At 35.9% G+C, this 18,590-nt stretch carries 14 protein-coding genes; 4 read left to right on the forward strand and 10 right to left on the reverse strand.

The genetic code is table 11. The annotated features are described in order from the left end of the window. Window positions 1–67: 67 nt before the first annotated feature. From A8143_RS07720 to A8143_RS07730, 3 genes are all read right to left on the reverse strand, one after another. Window positions 68–3,334, reverse strand: coding sequence for a T9SS type A sorting domain-containing protein (locus A8143_RS07720; RefSeq protein ID WP_066758008.1), 3,267 nt, complete (start codon window positions 3,332–3,334; stop codon window positions 68–70). 272 nt (window positions 3,335–3,606) lie between these two features. Further along, entirely contained in the window at window positions 3,607–4,473 is an 867-nt protein-coding gene (lipA, locus tag A8143_RS07725) for a lipoyl synthase (protein WP_066758012.1), read from the reverse strand. A gap of 6 nt (window positions 4,474–4,479) precedes the next feature. Beyond that, entirely contained in the window at window positions 4,480–5,220 is a 741-nt protein-coding gene (locus A8143_RS07730) for a hypothetical protein (RefSeq protein ID WP_066758014.1), read from the reverse strand. A gap of 75 nt (window positions 5,221–5,295) precedes the next feature. Here A8143_RS07730 and A8143_RS07735 point away from each other — a divergent pair, with 75 nt between their 5' ends. After that, a complete protein-coding gene (locus A8143_RS07735; protein WP_066758017.1) occupies window positions 5,296–5,712 on the forward strand; it encodes an OsmC family protein in 417 nt (138 codons plus the stop codon). Here A8143_RS07735 and A8143_RS07740 read toward each other — a convergent pair. Further along, window positions 5,686–6,195 carry a CvpA family protein gene (locus tag A8143_RS07740; protein WP_066758019.1) on the reverse strand — a complete coding sequence of 170 codons (510 nt, stop codon included), beginning with the start codon at window positions 6,193–6,195 and terminating at the stop codon, window positions 5,686–5,688. The genes A8143_RS07735 and A8143_RS07740 overlap by 27 nt on opposite strands. Window positions 6,196–6,274: 79 nt before the next feature. Here A8143_RS07740 and A8143_RS07745 point away from each other — a divergent pair, with 79 nt between their 5' ends. Together A8143_RS07745 and rseP are read left to right on the forward strand one after the other, a co-directional pair. Further along, window positions 6,275–6,616 (forward strand): PHD finger domain-containing protein, encoded by a 342-nt coding sequence (locus A8143_RS07745; RefSeq protein ID WP_066758022.1) that lies wholly within the window; start codon window positions 6,275–6,277, stop codon window positions 6,614–6,616. Between the two features lie 79 nt (window positions 6,617–6,695). Then, window positions 6,696–8,027 carry an RIP metalloprotease RseP gene (rseP, locus tag A8143_RS07750; RefSeq protein WP_066758025.1) on the forward strand — a complete coding sequence of 444 codons (1,332 nt, stop codon included), beginning with the start codon at window positions 6,696–6,698 and terminating at the stop codon, window positions 8,025–8,027. A gap of 306 nt (window positions 8,028–8,333) precedes the next feature. Here the strand turns inward: rseP and A8143_RS07755 are convergent, their stop codons facing one another. From A8143_RS07755 to A8143_RS07785, 6 genes are all read right to left on the reverse strand, one after another. Continuing rightward, on the reverse strand, window positions 8,334–9,632 hold the full coding sequence (locus A8143_RS07755; protein ID WP_066758028.1) for a PD40 domain-containing protein: 1,299 nt from the start codon (window positions 9,630–9,632) through the stop codon (window positions 8,334–8,336). Window positions 9,633–9,806: 174 nt separating this feature from the next. Further along, on the reverse strand, window positions 9,807–11,072 hold the full coding sequence (locus tag A8143_RS07760; protein WP_083261276.1) for an asparagine synthetase B: 1,266 nt from the start codon (window positions 11,070–11,072) through the stop codon (window positions 9,807–9,809). Continuing rightward, window positions 11,056–12,597, reverse strand: a complete 1,542-nt coding sequence (gene dnaB / locus A8143_RS07765; protein WP_066758033.1) for a replicative DNA helicase — start codon at window positions 12,595–12,597, stop codon at window positions 11,056–11,058. The genes A8143_RS07760 and dnaB overlap by 17 nt, the downstream gene beginning before the upstream one ends. A gap of 140 nt (window positions 12,598–12,737) precedes the next feature. Beyond that, window positions 12,738–13,853 carry a hypothetical protein gene (locus tag A8143_RS07770; RefSeq protein WP_066758035.1) on the reverse strand — a complete coding sequence of 372 codons (1,116 nt, stop codon included), beginning with the start codon at window positions 13,851–13,853 and terminating at the stop codon, window positions 12,738–12,740. Window positions 13,854–13,946: 93 nt separating this feature from the next. After that, entirely contained in the window at window positions 13,947–16,100 is a 2,154-nt protein-coding gene (locus A8143_RS07775; RefSeq protein WP_083261277.1) for an insulinase family protein, read from the reverse strand. Window positions 16,101–16,142: 42 nt separating this feature from the next. Beyond that, window positions 16,143–17,639 carry a M16 family metallopeptidase gene (locus tag A8143_RS07785; protein WP_066758044.1) on the reverse strand — a complete coding sequence of 499 codons (1,497 nt, stop codon included), beginning with the start codon at window positions 17,637–17,639 and terminating at the stop codon, window positions 16,143–16,145. A 90-nt stretch (window positions 17,640–17,729) separates the two neighbouring features. On the opposite strand from A8143_RS07785, the gene A8143_RS16590 reads away from it, so the two are divergent. Continuing rightward, window positions 17,730–18,560 carry a nuclear transport factor 2 family protein gene (locus A8143_RS16590; RefSeq protein ID WP_083261278.1) on the forward strand — a complete coding sequence of 277 codons (831 nt, stop codon included), beginning with the start codon at window positions 17,730–17,732 and terminating at the stop codon, window positions 18,558–18,560. Window positions 18,561–18,590 lie beyond the last annotated feature (30 nt).

Raw genomic sequence — 18,590 nt, forward strand, 5'->3', positions numbered from 1 at the left:
TATAACAATACAGAAATAAAAAAGGCGCTTTCAAACGAAAGCGCCTTTTTTGATTAGCAATTTCTGCTTATTTCTTAATGAATTTAACAGTTTCGGTCATTGACTTAGAACTTAGTCTTAAAATATAAGTTCCAGTTGGTAATGCGTTTACGTCAAAGTCAATTTTATTTGCTCCTGCAATTCTATCATTGGCTTTAATTTCATTAACAACCTGTCCATTTAAGTTGAAAATCTGTAATAATACATCTTCATTATTCGCTAAGTTGAATTCAACTGAACCAGTTTCAGAAACAGGGTTCGGATATAATTTAACATTTGCTACGAACTTTTCAGCTGTTAAATTATCGTTTTGTTCTGGAGTAGATAAAAATGCATCTGTACTCCAAATACCTCGTCCATGAGTTCCGATATAAATTTCTCCTGGTCTAAAGTTTCCTTCATTCCAAGTTCTCCAGTTTTGTTGCATGTCATACACCGGTGAATTTCCGAAATCACCACTTACATTATTCCAAGTACTTCCACCATCTTCTGTTGCGTATACACCAAACTCAGTTCCTACTACAATAACGTCAGAGTCATCACGATCTACAATTACTGCATAACATGGGATTCCTGATGCAGAAGCACCCTCACCAACACTAGGGAAGGCAGATAAAGTTGTAAATGTTGGTGAAACTCCAGTAGCATTTGTAGATCTTCTAACTTTACCAGATCCTCCAAAGTTACCTAAAGTAATTACTAGTAAATCTGGATCATCAATTGGTCCACTTGCGATTCCTGTAACAGGTCCAGGGAATGACCCCATTAATTCTAATTCAGTTACATGAGCGTTACCATCGTAATCAAAAATAGTGTCAACACGCACATCGCCAACCATTGTAGGAGTTTCTGATACGCCTGTTGGTGAGTATACATCACCAAATCCAGTGAAACGGTATAAATCACCACCCCATGTTCCAATGAATAAATACTGACCATCTTTCGAGAACTCCATCGTAGCTACATCTCCTATAGGTTCACCATCTGAATTTTCAGTTTCCGCGTTTAATACTTTTATCCAACCTTGCGAATCAGCAGAAAAACGTAACGCATTTCTAGACATCCAAATTCCATTTAATACTCCATCATTTCTTCCGATATCAAGTGCAAACCAAGATTGGTACTTGTCTTGTACGTAGATTGTATCCCACGCAACATTGAACACTCTTGTGTCTTCGCCCATATCAATAATAACACCTGGTTTATTAGGGTTAGAACCGTAATAATGCTCTGTTAATTCATACGATTCAACAACAATAGTGTCGTCAAGAACTGCACCTTCACCAATTAGTAAGAGTGAATCTCCAGCAGAGATAGATGGACCTCCAAAAATGTATTCCCATTCTCTATACCCTAAGTTAAAATCAGTACCAGTAATTGCATCTATTACCACGGTATCTTCACCAGTTAATGAAGGGTCATAGTATAATGTATCGTCAAAATATAAATCAGTATCTGTGATATAATCAATTGTCATTTGTGATGTAGCAGAAGGCACCACTACAGTGTCATCTGCTTCGTAGTTATCAGTTACAATAAAAGCAAGTGTATCACGAGACGCCTCGTCATTAGGATTCTCCCATAATTCGAAATTTGTAAAGAATTGTCCACAACCTGATCCGTCAGTTCTACCAACACCACAACCCGATGGATTGTCACCAGGGTTTTCAAAATCGATTGGGTAAAACTCAGTAGAGTTAACCCCTCTATCAGACGATCTGAAGACGTTAGAGTAGTAAACAGAACCGAACATTAGATTTCGGTTAATGAAAGAGATTTCAGCTGAAAAACCATCACCACCGCCAACTTCTTTGTGCTCTCTCCAAGTTGTTCCTGTATGGTAATTTGCTAAAGTTCCGTTGTCTTGTGTACCACCAATTACATCACCGTGTGCAGAAACACCAGTTGCGAAGAATTGAGTGACATTGTAACCCCTATTTGCAGGGTGGAAGGTAGGTGTTGCAGTTGTTGCATCATCTGAAAACGCTATACCACCATCATTACCAATGTATAATTTATTTTCACTGTTCCAAACAAATTCGTGATTATCGGCATGAACATAGCTTGGATTAGTAGGATCTAAGAACCATTGCGAGATTTGATTCCAGTTATCTGTAGTTGACCAAGAATAACAATCAATTCCTCCTAAAATAATTCGTTCAGGAGCTCCTGGAACAACTGTAATTATATTATCGTATAACCCTTGTCCTGATCCACCTGAAGTAAATGGTGAAAATCCGCCTGGTGTTCCAGTGTATGCAGGGGCAATTCTGTTCCATGTTAAACCGTTGTCCGGAGATCTCCAAATACCTCTTAGTTGAGAAGCAGCAGCAGAAGCATAAACTCTATAATTTCCATCAACTTTTTCGTGTGAAATCGCAAACTCTATTCGACCAACACTGCTCATATTAATTTTCCCAGCTTCGTCAGATGCACCTGTTGCTGATACTTCGGTAAATGAAGCTCCTCCATTCGTAGATACACGAACAGAAATTGGTCCATCACCAACTGAGTGTCCAATGATTACATTCCCATCCTTTGAAATTGACAATGCATTACATGAACCTGAACCTGCAAATGCGTCAACATCCTCTAGTGATCCACCAGCAGTATACGTTTTAAGTCCTTGATTACATGCTATCCAAACCGTGTTTGACTCATCAGCACAAACGATTTCATTAATCCAATTGTAATTTTGAGAACCTTCAACCAGTGTCCATGAACCATCGCTTTCAGAATGATAAATACCATATCCTCTTGCTCCAGTGTCATAAGCATTTTGTGAACCACCAGTAATTTCTTGTTGATGACCAGTTGCTACATAAAATTTACCATCTGCAGTTTGGCACATTGATGAAATAGCAAGGTTATCTACAAAATTTTCAACCTTTTGCCATGTATTCCCACCATTGAATGATTCGAATAAACCTCCTGATACAGATCCTGCATACATGTGGTTGTCATCAGCCTTATCAATAACAATGGCTCTTGTTCGACCTCCAATATTATCTGGCCCATGATCGCCCCAGTTAAAAGTTGCACGGTCTTTGTTTACCGAAGAGGCAAGAGCATAAGAACGAGTGTATTGTTCTTGTGTAAATTCGCCTTTCATTCGTTTGTAAACTTCATAAGTTCCATCAATTAATGCTTGAGGGGCATCAAGATGAGAAGAAAGCCTTTGTTCATACTTCCCTTCAGAAGTGTCTGTTTTATAGGTAAATATACCTGCAGCTAACGCAATCGCAGGAATTGAACCAAGTAAGAGTGCTTTTTTATTCATATTATTTTTTTTCATCTAAGCGCATTTTCATCCGCACAATATACGACATAAATACTTAATAAGATAGATATCAATTGCCTTTTTTAATACACATCTATTCGTTTAAAATAATTAGTAGTAAAACAACAGAAAGCGAAAATTGTTTCAAATCATTTGTCCCTTTAATGGTTTAAACCGGTTAATTGATACAATCTTTGCGAATTTCTAGAAATAGATTGAATTTTCAAAAGAGGATTTAAGAAATTTCGAATGATTTTATACAGATCTAACAGTCTGAATAAGTGTTCTTAAAAGATGTGTTTTTCGGCATGGTATGATGACCGTACAAGTGGACCACTTTCAACGAATTTAAAACCTTTTTTTAAGGCATATTCCCCAAATTCGTCGAATTTCTGAGGTGTTACAAATTCTGCAATTGGTAAATGGTTTGGTGTCGGTTGCAAGTATTGCCCCATCGTAATGATGTCACATCCAACGCTGCTTAAATCATCAATCGTTTCGTAAACTTCTTCATCGGTTTCACCTAGTCCGAGCATGATTCCAGATTTTGTTTTCATTCCCGCACGTTTTAAACGCATTAAAACTTCAAGACTTCGATCGTATTTGGCTTGAATTCGAACCTGTTTGGTTAGACGTCTTACAGTTTCTAAATTGTGCGAAACAACTTCCGGAGCAACATCTATGATGTTTTGTAAGTTTTGCCATTTACCACCAAAATCAGGGATGAGGGTTTCCATTGTAGTTCCGGGACTTTTGCGTCTGATTGATTTTACAGTTGCAGCCCAGATTTCTGAACCTCCATCAGGTAAGTCATCGCGATCTACAGAAGTGATAACGGCATGTTTTACTTCCATTAATTTAACAGATTGTGCAACTTTAGCTGGCTCAAAAATATCCGCCTCTAAAGGTTTACCAGTAGAAACTGCACAAAATCCACATGATCGTGTACAAATATTTCCAAGAATCATAAAGGTCGCTGTACCTTCACCCCAACATTCTCCCATGTTTGGGCAATTACCGCTTTCACAAATAGTGTGTAATTTATGTTCATCAACCAATGAACGAACTTTTTTATAATTTTCACCAGTTGGTAATTTTACACGTAACCAATTTGGTTTTTTAATTCTGATTTTTTCTTGAACAGTTGTTTCCATGTCTACTTAATAGAGCTTTTGCCCAATATTGAATTGTAAATAAATTGAGGTAAAGAGATTCACTCCTGGGTTATTGTACAATAAATCCAACTCCTTGAGTGGATAATAATCAACCATAAGTCCTAATTCCCCTCCACTAATTTTGTCACTATCCTTTGCGAAATTAAATTCTACACCTGTTTTAAAAAAGGCACCAAGATTAATTTTTGCTTCACCTAAACCTGTGGTCCATGGCGAACGGGATACGATATTTTCTGTATTGTGTATAGCCGGATTATAACGTTCGTCTGAGGTTGTTGTTCCGCCTTTAAAAATTTTAAAATACACAGGTTTAACTAATCCTATTGATGGCCCAAGTTTCCACTTAAAAAGGATTTCAATTCCATTTTCTCTTTTCGATTCAAACAATATTCTTTTCCCTCCATACGTTGGTCTAAAAGCGACCAATGAATTAAGTTTTCCAAAATAATAGCCTCTTGAGCTACTTCCGTCGTTATAAATTTTAAATTCTTTAGGATGTCGAATATTGGTTGCGGTAAAGCCAAATGTATGACGGTATTTGTAATTTTTTTGAATGCCAAATTCAAAGGCAAGTCCCCAACCTGTTGAGCCTGAATTTGCATTAAAGTTAACTCCAACAGAATAATCCTTTCTAAGCACTGTTCCACCCTCATCTTTATCATGCTCTTGACCAAAGGCGGAAAAAGATAGCAGGCAGACCAAAATATATGTATACTTTTGAATCATCTAGTACAAATTTAGTGAAAACTAAGCTAGAAACATACAAAAGAGAAAACATTCATTGATATAGCTTTTAAAATTATGAAGATTACGTATAAAGGAGGTTTACGTGTTGAAGCATTGCACACAAAATCAAAAACAATAATCCATACAGATGCACCGGTTGATAATAACGGTAAAGGCGCTTCTTTTTCCCCTACAGATTTATTGGCATCTTCAGTAGTTTCATGTATTTTAACGATTGCAGGGATACATTACGAAAAGAAAGGAATAGCACTGAAAGAGATTAAATGTGATTTAAAGAAAATTATGACGGCTAATCCCCGTAGGGTGGGGGAGTTAAAAATGACATTTGACTTTGGAGAGAATAAGTTTAGGAAAAAGGATTTACAAATCTTTAAACAGATTGTGGAGACTTGCCCTGTGAGTCTAAGTTTGAGTAGTGATGTTCTGATTACAACAAATATTCCTTTACTCCTGAACCAAGTCGACGAATAGATCACTGTACCTCAATGCAGGAATAGCAGTTAAAGAAGTGTTTTTAATTGGGTGATAAAGAATCGAATCGGTCTTAAATTCTACGGGGATAAACTGACCTTTCTCGTCGTAAGACTCTAAAATGACTAGTGCAGCACTAAGAATGAAGATCATCTTCGTTACCCCAAATACCAATCCTGTAAATTTATTAAGAGTACCAAGCGCCACCAGTTTCAGCGCTTTTTCAATCATTTTTCCTGAAAAATAAACCATTGCTCCAACCATAAGAAACGTCACGGTGAAAGCAATTGCCGGTAGATATTCGGAATCAATGCCGATATGTTCTTTTAGAATTTCGGCCATAAAATCAGAGAAGTGAATTCCAGCATAAATTCCAACAAGCAGAGCAAGTAAGGTGAACACTTCAATTACAAACCCTTTCTTAAAGCCTCTCCATGCACCTATAATGATAGGAATTATCAATAAAATGTCTAAATAATTCATGACAAGACAAAAATAATTCAGAATTTTGCTTGATTAAATTTTACGAATTAATGTTTCGAACAAAAAACTGTTTATAGCGATGGATTACGATGTGGAATTACGGTTTCAAAAGCTAGTAAAAAAATTAGAAGATAAATTTGGAGACGGATTAGAACTTGATTCTATTGTACTTTTAATCGGAGTTCAAGAGTTAGGGAAGGGATATCAGAATTTTTCCAAAGATGAGAAAATGAATTTGATGCATATTGCGATATGCACCATATTGGAGCCTTATGGTTTTTATAAGTTCATAGAAAATGATGAGGAAGGATGGCCACACTTCGAAAAATTAAAAAATATTCCCCCTATTTCAAATCGAGAACAAGAGCATTTGATGAAAGAGGCTGTGATCAGTTATTTTGAGACAAATGAATATGTGTAGTCACACTATTTTAATTTTCGTTAAAAGTTTTTAAATCGCTAAAGTAAAATGTATCTTTGGTGGCTTAAATAAAACCTCAATGGAAATTTTAATCAAAGCAGGACAATTAATTTTAAGTCTTTCTATTCTTATTGTTTTACACGAATTTGGGCATTATTTACCCGCGAAATGGTTTAAAACCCGTGTAGAAAAATTTTATTTATTTTTTGATTATAAATTTTCGCTATTTAAGAAAAAAATCGGTGAAACAACTTGGGGTATTGGTTGGATCCCTTTAGGGGGGTATGTGAAAATTTCAGGGATGATTGATGAGTCCATGGATAAAGAGCAAATGAAGCAGCCACCGCAACCATGGGAATTTAGGTCAAAACCAGCATGGCAACGTCTAATAATAATGATAGGAGGGGTAGTTGTCAATATGATAGTAGGAATTGTCATCTATATCATGGTACTTTTTACTTGGGGAGAAGATTATTTATCGCCTGAACATGTGTACAATGGTTATTCTTTTGATGAAACTTATGAAGCAGTTGGATTTGTTGATGGAGATAATATTTTAGCGATTGATGGGAAGCCTTTAACTGATGCACTAGGTGTAAATAAAGAGATTCTACTTCGTGATGCGCGAGAGATTACTGTTGAAAGAAACGGGGCAGAAGAAATTATTCTATTGCCTGAAGATATCGATATGAAGGCATTCAAATCAGGTGCGATGCAGGGAATTTTTCCAAGATTTACTGCAATATTGGATACGGTTATTGAGGGATATGCAGCCCGTGAAGCCGGGTTTGAAGATGGCGATAGTGTTGTAGCAATTAATGGGCAACCAATTCGGTTTTGGGATGAGTTTGTTGCCGCTGTTAAACCACAAGCGGATAAAGAAATAGTGATTGATTTTTACAGGGCTGGTAAGCTAAAAAGTTTAGCTGTCACAGCTGATTCGTCAGGTACCATAGGTGTTCAGGCTAATCGTCCGATCGCTAAAATGTTTGAAATTACCCATAAATCGTATTCATTCGCCGAATCAATTCCTGGAGGGTTAGATTTAGGAGTCAGTAAATTGAGCGATTATGTTTCGCAGATGAAATTTGTATTCACTGAAAAAGGGGCAAGTAGTCTTGGTGGTTTTGGAACTTTTGGAAGTCTTTTTTCACCAACATGGGATTGGCACGTGTTCTGGAGTATGACTGCATTTATTTCAATCATGTTAGCGTTTATGAATTTTTTACCAATTCCTGCTTTAGACGGAGGTCACATTATGTTTTTATTGTATGAAATGATTACAGGGCGTAAACCAAATGAGAAAGTTATGGAATATGCACAAATGTTTGGAATTATTTTATTGTTAGGATTGTTACTTTACGCAAATGGTAATGATGTCTATAAATACATCTTTGGAGGCGGGAATTAAAAATGCGGACCGCTTCAATAATTACAGTATTGAACGCTAAACTAGTTCGATGATCTATATTCGCTTTTGCTAATTAAGTTCTCAATACTCGTTTTGTTTTAAACAAGTTCATAGTTACGGAAGTGAATTCAGGATTGAGAAAAACAACGAATGTAATTGAGGTGTCTACGAGTTACAGCTATTTCATTAGCATATTCTTGAATTCTTTGAGAACGAATTAGACTGTTATAAGTATTAAACTAATACTAATATGCAGGCCCAAAGTAGATTAATCAATTTTAAATAATAAATTTACTTTTTGAATAGCTATTCATCAACTGTAAAGGAATAGATATCCATTCCTCCAAATCCACCAGCTCTATTTGAAGAAAAGAATCCAGAGGTACCGTTTTCATTGAGGTGAAAATAGATGTCATCTCCAGCCGAGTTCATCGGGTAACCCAAGTTTACAGGCTTGCTCCAATTGCCGTCGATAAGTTCTGATTTATAAAAATCGTAGCCTCCAGAGCTTTGATGTCCTTTTGAGGAGAAGTATAACGTTTTTCCATCATTGGATAAAAAAGGAGCATCTTCGTCTTCAGAAGAGTTTATATTTGGGCTTATTTTTGAAGGCTCAGACCATGTACTGTCGTTACTTAAATGACTAATGTAAATATCTAAATCACCTCCTTCAATTTGCGGCTTTGTCATCGCACTAAAAATAAATGTTTTACCATCGCCTGAAAAAATTCCGTGAGGTTGAAAATAATACTTGTCGAATACTGCAGGAAGGGCAGTTACCTTGTTCAAACGCTCTTCTGAAAGTGAGCCTAACCAAATTTTATTTTTGAAAAAAACAAGAATTGAATTGTCATCATTTTTTCTACTTACCACAGCGTGATGATGGTCTTGTTTAATTCCTGGATTATAACTCGATGCAACAGATTCTTCTAGATCAAAATAGTAAATGTTTTCATAGTATTTATTGTCAGATGTGACTTCTTCAGATTCAAAATCTTTATATCGCGCATTATATAATAAAAGTCCCTCTTCTTCAATATATACCGGGGTGTATTCCGAGTCAACAGAATTAATGAAAAAATCCATATTTTCAACGCGATAGGCGCTATATTCACTGAATATTTTTTTGTTTTTTATCGCATTGTTCGCATAACGGATTGAAGTTTCAATTTCTTCTTCCAGGTAAGCGAATTTATTCTTTGGTAAATAGCGTTTTTTAAAAAATTCATATTGTTCTATTGCTGCTTCGTGTTTTTCTTGGAATCGCAGACAGTTAGCCAAATCAAAGAAAATTAATTCAGTTGTATCTTCACCCATATGCTGGATTCGTAGGTCAATGTATTTTGCTGCCGAATCAAAAATCTCATATTGATAAAGGTAAATATCGATCAGTCCTTGCAGCGCCTTTTCATTTTTAGGCTCAAGCTTTAAAGCTTCTTTGTAATTTTTTATCGCTTGTGAATACTCAAATTGAGACCATTTCTTTTTTGCAAGGCTATTATATTGGTTTGCTGATTTTTGAGCAAAAACTTCTCCCTGATTACTATACAAACAAGTTAATAGTAATGCAATTGATAGTTTTGAGATCTGATTTAAAGCTTTCAAGTGTGCAGTTTTTTAATCGATTATAAGCTTTCTTTAAATGAAAATCTTCTTATTTTTCGATAAGTTTTTAGACTACCAAAATTAGAATAATTTAATTAAGATGCAAATAATTTGAGGTAATGAAATTGTAAATCATTTCAATTGAATTTGAATGATTTAAAGATTGTCTAAATACTAGGTTTTTCTTTTTTTCTTTTTTGCGGCAGGAAATAAGATATTGTTGAGAATTAGACGATATCCAGGCGAGTTCGGATGCAAGCTTAGATCAGTTGGAGGGTCATTTACAAGGTGTCGATAATCTTCTGGATCGTGTCCGCCGTAAAAGGACCAAGTTCCATCACCAAATTCTCCATGAATATAGCGTGCTGTACCTAGTGCTTTATTCTCTCCCAAAACAAGAACATCAGGTTTAATAAATTCTTTTCTAAAATCCGTGGTTTGTCCCATAAATCCATCAATTTCATTGGTATGATTTTGACACAACATAGTTGGTACAATATCCCACTTAGCAGAAAATTCAAATAGATAAAATTTATCTTGATTCTGAGGTAGAGATCGGTGATCCTCAGTACCATCAATGTTAGAGTATTCATATTTCATCGGATCTTTTTCGACGGTATAATCCTGAAAAGCTAGCGTTTGAGAATAATCTATTTCGTTTTGAAAATTCGGACTTGCAGGGTCATGATCGTACATGTGCTCACAGATGTCCGTATTAAATGCACTTAGAGCAATATCATAACTATCTGTTCCAGAGCACATAGTAAACAGGAATCCGCCCCCAGCCACAAAATTTCTAATGTTTTGTGCCACACTGAGTTTGAGTTGCGAAACTTTACTGAAACCAAGTTTTTTTGCCATTGCTTCATTTGTCCTTACTTGTTCTTGGTACCAGGCATGATTATGAAAAGTTCTGTAAAACTTACCGTATTGTCCCGTAAAGTCCTCATGATGAAGATGTAACCAGTCATACTCAGGAAGACCTCCTTTAACTACGAGCGAATCATACACTTCATCGTAAGGAATTTCGGCATAAGTCAAAACCAATGTCACTGCGTCATCCCAAGGCTGTTTTCCTTGTGGGGTATAAACAGCAATTTTCGGAGCAGTTTCTAATTGAACAACTTCCATATTTACCTCAGGATTCGCAATATCCGATTTAATTTTGAGTACTTGGGCATCAGCGAGAACTTGATATGAGACCCCTTTAATCACCAATTCACTTTCGATAAATTTATTTTGAGGAAAAAGGAAACTACCACCGCGATAATTTAATAACCATTCGATAACCATATTATTTTCTAAAGACCAATATGCAACGCCATAAGCTTTTAAATGGTCTTTTTGGGTTTCATCCATAGGAACAAGTATTGCCGCCGCATCAGCTTGTTTCGGAATGAGAACTAAACAAAATATAAGGATGTTAAAAAGGAACTTCATCATTTGAATTACTTAAAAAGTCATCATCATCATTCATTTTACTTCCAACGGTAATGGTATCCGAGTTATTCTCAAAGTCTTTATTCGGCGAAAAGCCCGTGCTATAATCCATTTCGTCAAAGGCATCGAGATTGTCGAATTTGGTAAGTTGTTTTATAAAACGGAGCCGAACGGTGTCTAAAGATCCATTTCTATGTTTAGCAACAATAATCTCGCCAATTCCGTCAGTTGGCATGCCGTTTTCATCTTCCACCAAGCCATAATACTCAGGTCGATAGATAAAAACTACCATATCTGCGTCTTGCTCAATCGCACCTGATTCACGTAAATCTGAAAGCATAGGTCTTTTATCACCACCTCTTGTTTCAACCGAACGGCTTAGCTGAGATAAAGCGATAATCGGAACATTAATTTCTTTCGCGATTTCTTTAATGGAACGCGAGATCGTACTGATTTCCTGTTCACGATTGCCACCTTTTGTTCCAGCGGTCATTAGTTGAAGGTAGTCAATTATAACCAATTGAATATCGTGCTGCATTTTTAATCTACGGCACTTAGCGCGGAGTTCAAAAATTGAAAGGGCAGGGGTGTCATCAATAAAAATTGGCGCTTCAGCTAAAGCGTTGATTCTACCGTGTAATTGATCCCAATCTTCTTGACTAGTAAAACCTTTCCTCAGCTTTTCTGAGGATATACCAGTTTCCATTGCCATTAAACGTTTCGTGAGCTGTACACTAGACATCTCAAGCGAGAATATAGCAACTGCTTTATCAAACTGAACGGCAGAATTTTTTGCCATTGATAAAACGAAAGCCGTTTTACCCATTCCAGGACGAGCTGCAAGCACAATCATGTCTGATTTCTGCCAACCACTAGTTAACCTGTCCAAGTCCGTAAAACCTGTTGGTACACCACTTACGCCATCCTGGTTTTTACTTGCTTTTTCTATTTCTTGAATTGCTTCTTCAACTAAATCACCTACTTTTCCGTAACTCTTTTTGAGGTTACCTTCGGCAATTTTAAACAAACCTTCTTCGGCTTCGTTAAGAACATTAAAAACGTCTTTTGTTTCATCGTAAGAGTTTTTAATAACATCAGAAGATACTTCAATAAGCGAACGAAGAATAAATTTTTCCGAAATTATTCTAGCGTGATATTCAATATGGGCGGCAGAAGCGATTCGATTTGTCAATTGTGCGATGTAGCCTGGTCCACCTACAAGCTGAAGTTCGCCTTTTTTACGAAGTCGTTCAGTTACACTCAGTATATCGATACTTTCGGAGCCAGCAAAAAGTTCTAAAATCGCACCAAATATTTTTTGATGGGCGGGTTTATAAAAACTTTCAGGTTGTAAAATATCAATCGCATCATTGATCGCATTTTTTTCCAGCAGCATAGCTCCCAAAACAGCTTCCTCAATGTCAATAGCCTGTGGAGGTAATTTTCCCGCTTCACTCACTGCATCTGCAGTCGCCGTAACAAGGCTACGCTTGTTTTGCTGTTTAAATTGCTTATTCTCTTCCATTACTATACAAAGATAAGAAATGGAATTTCAGACTAAAGGATTCCAAGCATTAATTTATGAACATTTCAGGATTGAATAGAGGTCTTTTGAAGGATTCTTATGCTGTATTGGTATTCCGGGGGAATTATAATAGACGTATGCTAATAACTTGCTATTTTTTGTTGGTAATTTAAGTTTGGGACTTCAAGAATGAAAAAGCCTTGATACGGCCAAACTATCTCACCAGTGCCTTTTACAGGGTATTTGCAAATGAATTGTCCATTTGGAGAATAAACGTGTAATTCAAAATATTCATTTAGATCGGGCAAGTTGTAATACAAATATCCATTGGCATAATTCAGTACGCAATTTTTTTTGTTTTTTATGGACTTAATTGTTGAGAATGTGAAATTGCCTTCAAAATCAGTCGTTTTTAACCGGTAATAGCTAATTGGTCCTGTAAAACTACGCTGGTCAGTATAACTGTAATGAATTGGCGTTGTCGAATTACCTGCAGCATTAATTTTTGTTAAGTTAATGAAGTTGACTCCATCAGAGGAGTGTTGAAGTTCGAAATAGTCAAGATTTCTTTCCACTTCAGAAATCCATTCTATTTTATTCTGATGATTGTTGTCTTTGAAAATTTGAAAGCTTGATATTTCAATCGGTAAAAGGCAGCTCGAACATTCGACCATAATATTATCGAAGTACCAGTATTCATCACCCAATGAACTCACTACTGTGAAACGTAGTTCTAATGTCGACCCTATATCAAGGCATGGTGTAGTAACAGAACTGTCCGATAACAACTCCCCAATTTTAATCATTTCACCGGGAGCAACTGTATATCCTGCTGCACAACTTTCGCCCATTACCTCTGTCCAACCTAATCCATCAATATTGTATTCTAATTTTACCCAATCTACGCAATCAGTTCCTGGAATTGGGCAATCTGCACAAGTTTCTAAATCTCCAACTGTACTTAAATCAAACGATACCAGTAAGCCAAGTGTACAAGAAGTTATGTCTATGGGGTCGGTAGTGAAGATAGCGGCAGGAACATTTGTATCTAATGCGACAAGTTCATTTCCTAAAACTTTAAAATAATCACCTGGTCCTACGCATCCCGGACAGAAAGTAGTCCAATTGACAGCCCCGGCCGTATTGTCTGTGCCAGTTACTGAATTATCGCCTTCATCAAAGGTTTCTAGAAAAACAGTTTGCGCACAGCAAAACTGCGACAAAAAAAATGTCAATATCCAAAAAGGCGTTTTCATGTTGGTCACAAAAAACAAAATTACGCCTTTTTCCCCATAACATAAAGGGGTAAAAGGCGTAATTTAAATTAGATATCAACAAAAGGTTATGAATTAAAGCGCTTTTAGTGCTTTTTCGGCAACTTTAAAATTACCTGAAAAGGCTTTAGCTTTCGCTTTTTTATTCGTTTTAACACTTTGTGTTACAAAATTGAAAACTTGTCCCTGTGCATTCATTTCCATGTTTTTAGGAACGTATAATCCTCCTATCTCCTGATAATCGCTGAAAACAAATTGCATAGTTTGCTCATTTCCTTCCTCGTCCACGACTATTCTTTCCGTTCTTACCAATACCTTGTCTTCTACAGAATAGTATTCAAAACTTACATCTTCCTTGTTTTCTACCGTCACTTTTACCTTGTAATAGTCAACGCCATCGATTGTTTTTATACCTTGAAGAACGGCATTAGTCGAATTTTCTTCGAGGTACTTTAATTGTCCAATAGGAAACTTAGAAGCTTTTTTCTTTTCTAGTTCCTCTCCTTCATAGATAGTTTTATTCCCAGCTTGAACGGCTTCTCCTTCCTCACCATTGAACCATTCAGATCCTACAGGACTATACCCTTGAACACTTTTTATTAGTGTATAATTGGCAGTTTTATTCGGGAACCCTTCAGCTTCATAAACATAAATGTCTGCCATTGCTGCTTCAATTCTTGCTTTGGAAAAAGTTTCTATTTGTTGAATTGATTTTATTTTACTTGCCAATTCATCTTTTGTTGAAACCATCATTTTCTTCATTGCATAATCATTGATGATTGTTTCCAATGTTATTCCTTCAGGTACTGTTTTTAAGCGATCAACCTTATTTCCGTAATAATCTTTAAAATCAACATTACCATCGTTATCAAATACATTCAAATTTTCAGCGATTTCTTCATTTCCAACAACTATAATATTGATATTATTTGATGAGATGTACTTGTCAGCCACCATTAGAATGTCACTAGCCGTAATTTTCTCTAGTTTTTGAAGGTAGTCAGCGTAATAAGTTTTAGGCAGATTATAACGAATTGTGTTTAAAGCAAATCGCGCAATAGTTTGTGGATTTTCTAATGATCGGGCGAACGCACCAGTCATTGATTTTTTCACTAAATCTAATTCGGTTTCAGAAACTGGTTCTTTCGTCATTCGGTCAATTTCAGCTAAAATTTGAACAATTGCACTATCAGTCACTTCGTTTCTGAAGCTACCACCGGCTGAAAATGAACCAACTAATTGATCACTAGATAAGTTCGAATAGCACCCATATGTATAGGCTTTATCCTCACGAAGGTTAGACATCAAACGAGCAGAAAAGCTTCCTCCTCCGAGTATTTGATTCATCATTTTTAATTTGATTTCATCTTCATGACCAGGTGTCAAATCCACAGTATGACCAACACTTATTACACTCTGTACTGCTCCAGGTTTATCAACAAAATAGACTTGTTTTCCAGTTGTTGTGGGAACCTCAAAATCGCTCTTTTCGATATTTTCTCCTGGTTGCCATGAACCAAAATATTTTTCAACATAGTTTTTTACGTCATCAGCAGAAACATCACCTACTACGACTAGATAAGCCTTGTTCGGTGTGAAGTACTTTTTATAATAATTCTTAACATCTTCAAGCTTGATATTTTTTAATGTGGCTTCCGTAATAATTTCACCATAAGGGTGGCTTTCACCATAACTAACAACATCTTTTACATTACTTAACATTGAATTCGCATCAGAAGGCAAGGCTGCAAGATTAGATAAATTTTGTTCGATAATTCGATCAAATTCTTCTTGAGTAAAAGCAGGTTGCGTGATAACTTCATTGAGCAAATTGAGCAATTTAGGTGTATGTTTTTTAAGCGATGAAGCATAAAACCCTCTACTATTTGGATAGAACGATGCACCCATATAGTCAATGGCTTCGTCAAATTTATCCTTCGGTGTATTCGTTGTTCCCGACCCTAAAAGTTCACCAAAAATGGAACTAACGCCAGCTTTATCGTTTTCTAATGCATTTGGATAATCGATGAATAATTGGAATGAAACAACTGGTAATTTGTGGTTTTCAACCATTATTACCTCTAATCCGTTTTCAAATTTCATCGGATCAGGAATGTTAATTTCAATTTTTGGATTTGGCTGCGGATTTGGTGCTTTGGATCTGTCTATTTGCGCGAACGAACCAAATGTTAATCCAATAACAGCTATAATTAAAATAAATTTTTTCATTGTAATACTTTTTGTTTTTCCTTTAATTAATTGGAAATCTGATTATTCTGCTTTTGGTAAGTAATAAAGAACAACTCTATTTTCTTCGGTAAAGTACTTACGAGCCACTCGTTGGATGTCTTCTTTCGTCACGGCTAAATAACGCTTAATTTCAGTGTTAATAAGCTCGGTATCGTTTTGATACACATAATAATCAGCTAACGTTTCTGCAATTCCCGCCATGGTTGAGTTAGACGAAATAAAATCACTTTCAATCATGTTTTTGAGTTTTTCCATTTCTTGATCAGAGATTAGGTTTTTTTGAATGTCAGCTACCTCTTCATTAATTGCTTTTTCAACTTCAGCTGGATCTACTCCCATGTTCGCTATGGCTAAATTAATTGCGATTCCTGGATCCTCTAAAGGAAAAGGGAAAGAGATGGCCATTAATGCTTTTTGTTGTTTTTCCACAATGTTCTTTGTTAAGCGAGAACTGTTTCCTTGTGAAAGCAACATGGTTAACATATCTACAGCGTAGTGATCTTCATGATTTAATTCCGGCGTTCGATAAGCCATAGCTACTGCTGGTAATTGTATGTTATCATAAATTGTGTCTCTGATTTCTTTTTCTAATAATCCCTCTTTAATAGAAGGTCTAGGAATAGCATGAGGTTTTGTGCTAAGAGAAGGGAAGTATTTTTTCAAAAATGCTTCAGTTGACATTTCGCTATTAAAATCTTGAGCGAATTTACTAGAAGAAGCTTGTTCTCCTACTTGGTCTTCATACTTTTTGGCAAATTTCTCATAAGACAAAAATTCTTTATCACGGTAAACATCCAGCTTATCTCCATTAGGAATAGAGCCAAAATAAGCTTGTATCCATTTCTTAGCTTGTTTGATGTCGATATCACCAGCAATAGATAAGGTAACATTATGCGGAACATAAAAAGTTCTGTAGAAATTAACGTAATCTTCTTCCTGTGCGGCATCAAGATCTTCCATACTGCCTATAGGTACCCATCTGTATGGGTGCTCTTTAAAAGCACGGCGAAAAATTTCATACATAAATGAACCATATGGCTGGTTGTCCATTCTTTGCCTTTTTTCTTCCTTTACAACCTCACGTTGTGTCTCAATACCAATGTTTTCTACTTTAGCATGAAGCAATCTTTCAGACTCAAGCCAAAGTCCTAATTCTAGTTGATTAGAAGGTAAAAGTTCATAATAAAAGGTCCGGTCTTGTGAAGTGTTAGCGTTTAATGTACCACCAGCACGTTCAACATATTTATCATATTCGTGCCGTTCAATATTTTCAGTACCTTCAAACATTAAATGTTCAAAGAAGTGAGCGAAACCAGTTCGTCCAACTTTTTCGTTTTTAGAACCAACTTTATACATCATAGTTACAGCAACTATTGGTGTTGAATGATCTTCATGTAGGATAACATGAATCCCATTATCTAAGTCGTATTCTTCGTACTCAATTTTTTGGCGGTCTTGTGCATAAACTGAAGCCGTTGTAAGCACGACACCACTTAATAACCATGATTTTAATTTCATATTTTTTGATTTAATCAATTACAAAAATAACGATGTTTTGTAATTGTGGTAGATTTGTTTGATAATTGGTATTAATTAAATATAAATGGTATGAAACGAATAATTCTGTGGATTTTATTTATTCCTGTAAGTAATTTGTATTCGCAACTGGATATAGTTGAAAAAACTATCGAATTCTATGCCGCTTTAAATAAAGGAGATTCCATAGACGTAAGACCATTTCTGCACGACCACGCTACGGTGAATCACACCAGTATCAATGGTATGTTATCTTTTTCATCTTCCAATTTTTTGTTGATTTGCGAAAAATTTAAAAGCGGAATATATGCAGAAGAGATCGTTCGAATTGAAGCGAAAGAAGGTGCGAAGGGTTTTTATGCCGTAGATGTTTATTTTCAGTTTTACTTGGACGGGAGTTATTACAAAAGCGGAGTAGATCATATTTGTTGGACGTATAAAAATAAAGTATTAAAAATAGATGCAGTTTATAGCTCTTATTATGATGACGATATCAGTATAGCTCCATCGTCGGTGGCGTTAGATAGGCTTATGGATCAATGGCATCATGATGTTGGCATTTTTGATTTTGATGCATATTTTGACTTTATGAGCGAGGGTTTTATCTTTTTGGGAACAGATCCAAGCGAAAGGTGGACAAAAAAAGAGTTTATGGCATTCGCAAAACCTTATTTTGATGAAAAATCAACTTGGCTTTTCACTAAAAATTGGCGCAATTGGTATTTTTCCGATGATCATTCAATAGCATGGTTTGAGGAGTCGTTGGATACCTGGATGGAAGAATGTAGAGGAAGCGGAGTCTTAAAAAAAATAAACGGAGAATGGAAAATAGTTCATTATAACTTGTCGGTTGTTATAGAAAATGAAAAAATGAAGAAGTTTATTAAGTTGAGACGGAAGTAAAATTTTATATTTGGAGAATACTTAAACTTT

The organism is Crocinitomix algicola, assembly GCF_001661595.2.
Taxonomy (GTDB): Bacteria; Bacteroidota; Bacteroidia; order Flavobacteriales_D; family Crocinitomicaceae; genus Crocinitomix; species Crocinitomix algicola.

What these genes read in the sequence shown, in the direction of transcription:
- A8143_RS07735 (WP_066758017.1), top strand. Translation starts at nt 5,296, where the DNA reads ATGAAGATTACGTATAAAGGAGGTTTACGTGTTGAAGCATTGCACACA.
- A8143_RS07785 (WP_066758044.1), bottom strand. Translation starts at nt 17,639, where the DNA reads ATGAAATTAAAATCATGGTTATTAAGTGGTGTCGTGCTTACAACGGCT.
- A8143_RS07745 (WP_066758022.1), top strand. Translation starts at nt 6,275, where the DNA reads ATGGATTACGATGTGGAATTACGGTTTCAAAAGCTAGTAAAAAAATTA.
- A8143_RS07770 (WP_066758035.1), bottom strand. Translation starts at nt 13,853, where the DNA reads ATGAAAACGCCTTTTTGGATATTGACATTTTTTTTGTCGCAGTTTTGC.
- rseP (WP_066758025.1), top strand. Translation starts at nt 6,696, where the DNA reads ATGGAAATTTTAATCAAAGCAGGACAATTAATTTTAAGTCTTTCTATT.
- A8143_RS07720 (WP_066758008.1), bottom strand. Translation starts at nt 3,334, where the DNA reads ATGAAAAAAAATAATATGAATAAAAAAGCACTCTTACTTGGTTCAATT.
- A8143_RS07760 (WP_083261276.1), bottom strand. Translation starts at nt 11,072, where the DNA reads ATGAAGTTCCTTTTTAACATCCTTATATTTTGTTTAGTTCTCATTCCG.
- A8143_RS07740 (WP_066758019.1), bottom strand. Translation starts at nt 6,195, where the DNA reads ATGAATTATTTAGACATTTTATTGATAATTCCTATCATTATAGGTGCA.
- lipA (WP_066758012.1), bottom strand. Translation starts at nt 4,473, where the DNA reads ATGGAAACAACTGTTCAAGAAAAAATCAGAATTAAAAAACCAAATTGG.
- A8143_RS16590 (WP_083261278.1), top strand. Translation starts at nt 17,730, where the DNA reads ATGAAACGAATAATTCTGTGGATTTTATTTATTCCTGTAAGTAATTTG.
- A8143_RS07775 (WP_083261277.1), bottom strand. Translation starts at nt 16,100, where the DNA reads ATGAAAAAATTTATTTTAATTATAGCTGTTATTGGATTAACATTTGGT.
- A8143_RS07730 (WP_066758014.1), bottom strand. Translation starts at nt 5,220, where the DNA reads ATGATTCAAAAGTATACATATATTTTGGTCTGCCTGCTATCTTTTTCC.
- dnaB (WP_066758033.1), bottom strand. Translation starts at nt 12,597, where the DNA reads ATGGAAGAGAATAAGCAATTTAAACAGCAAAACAAGCGTAGCCTTGTT.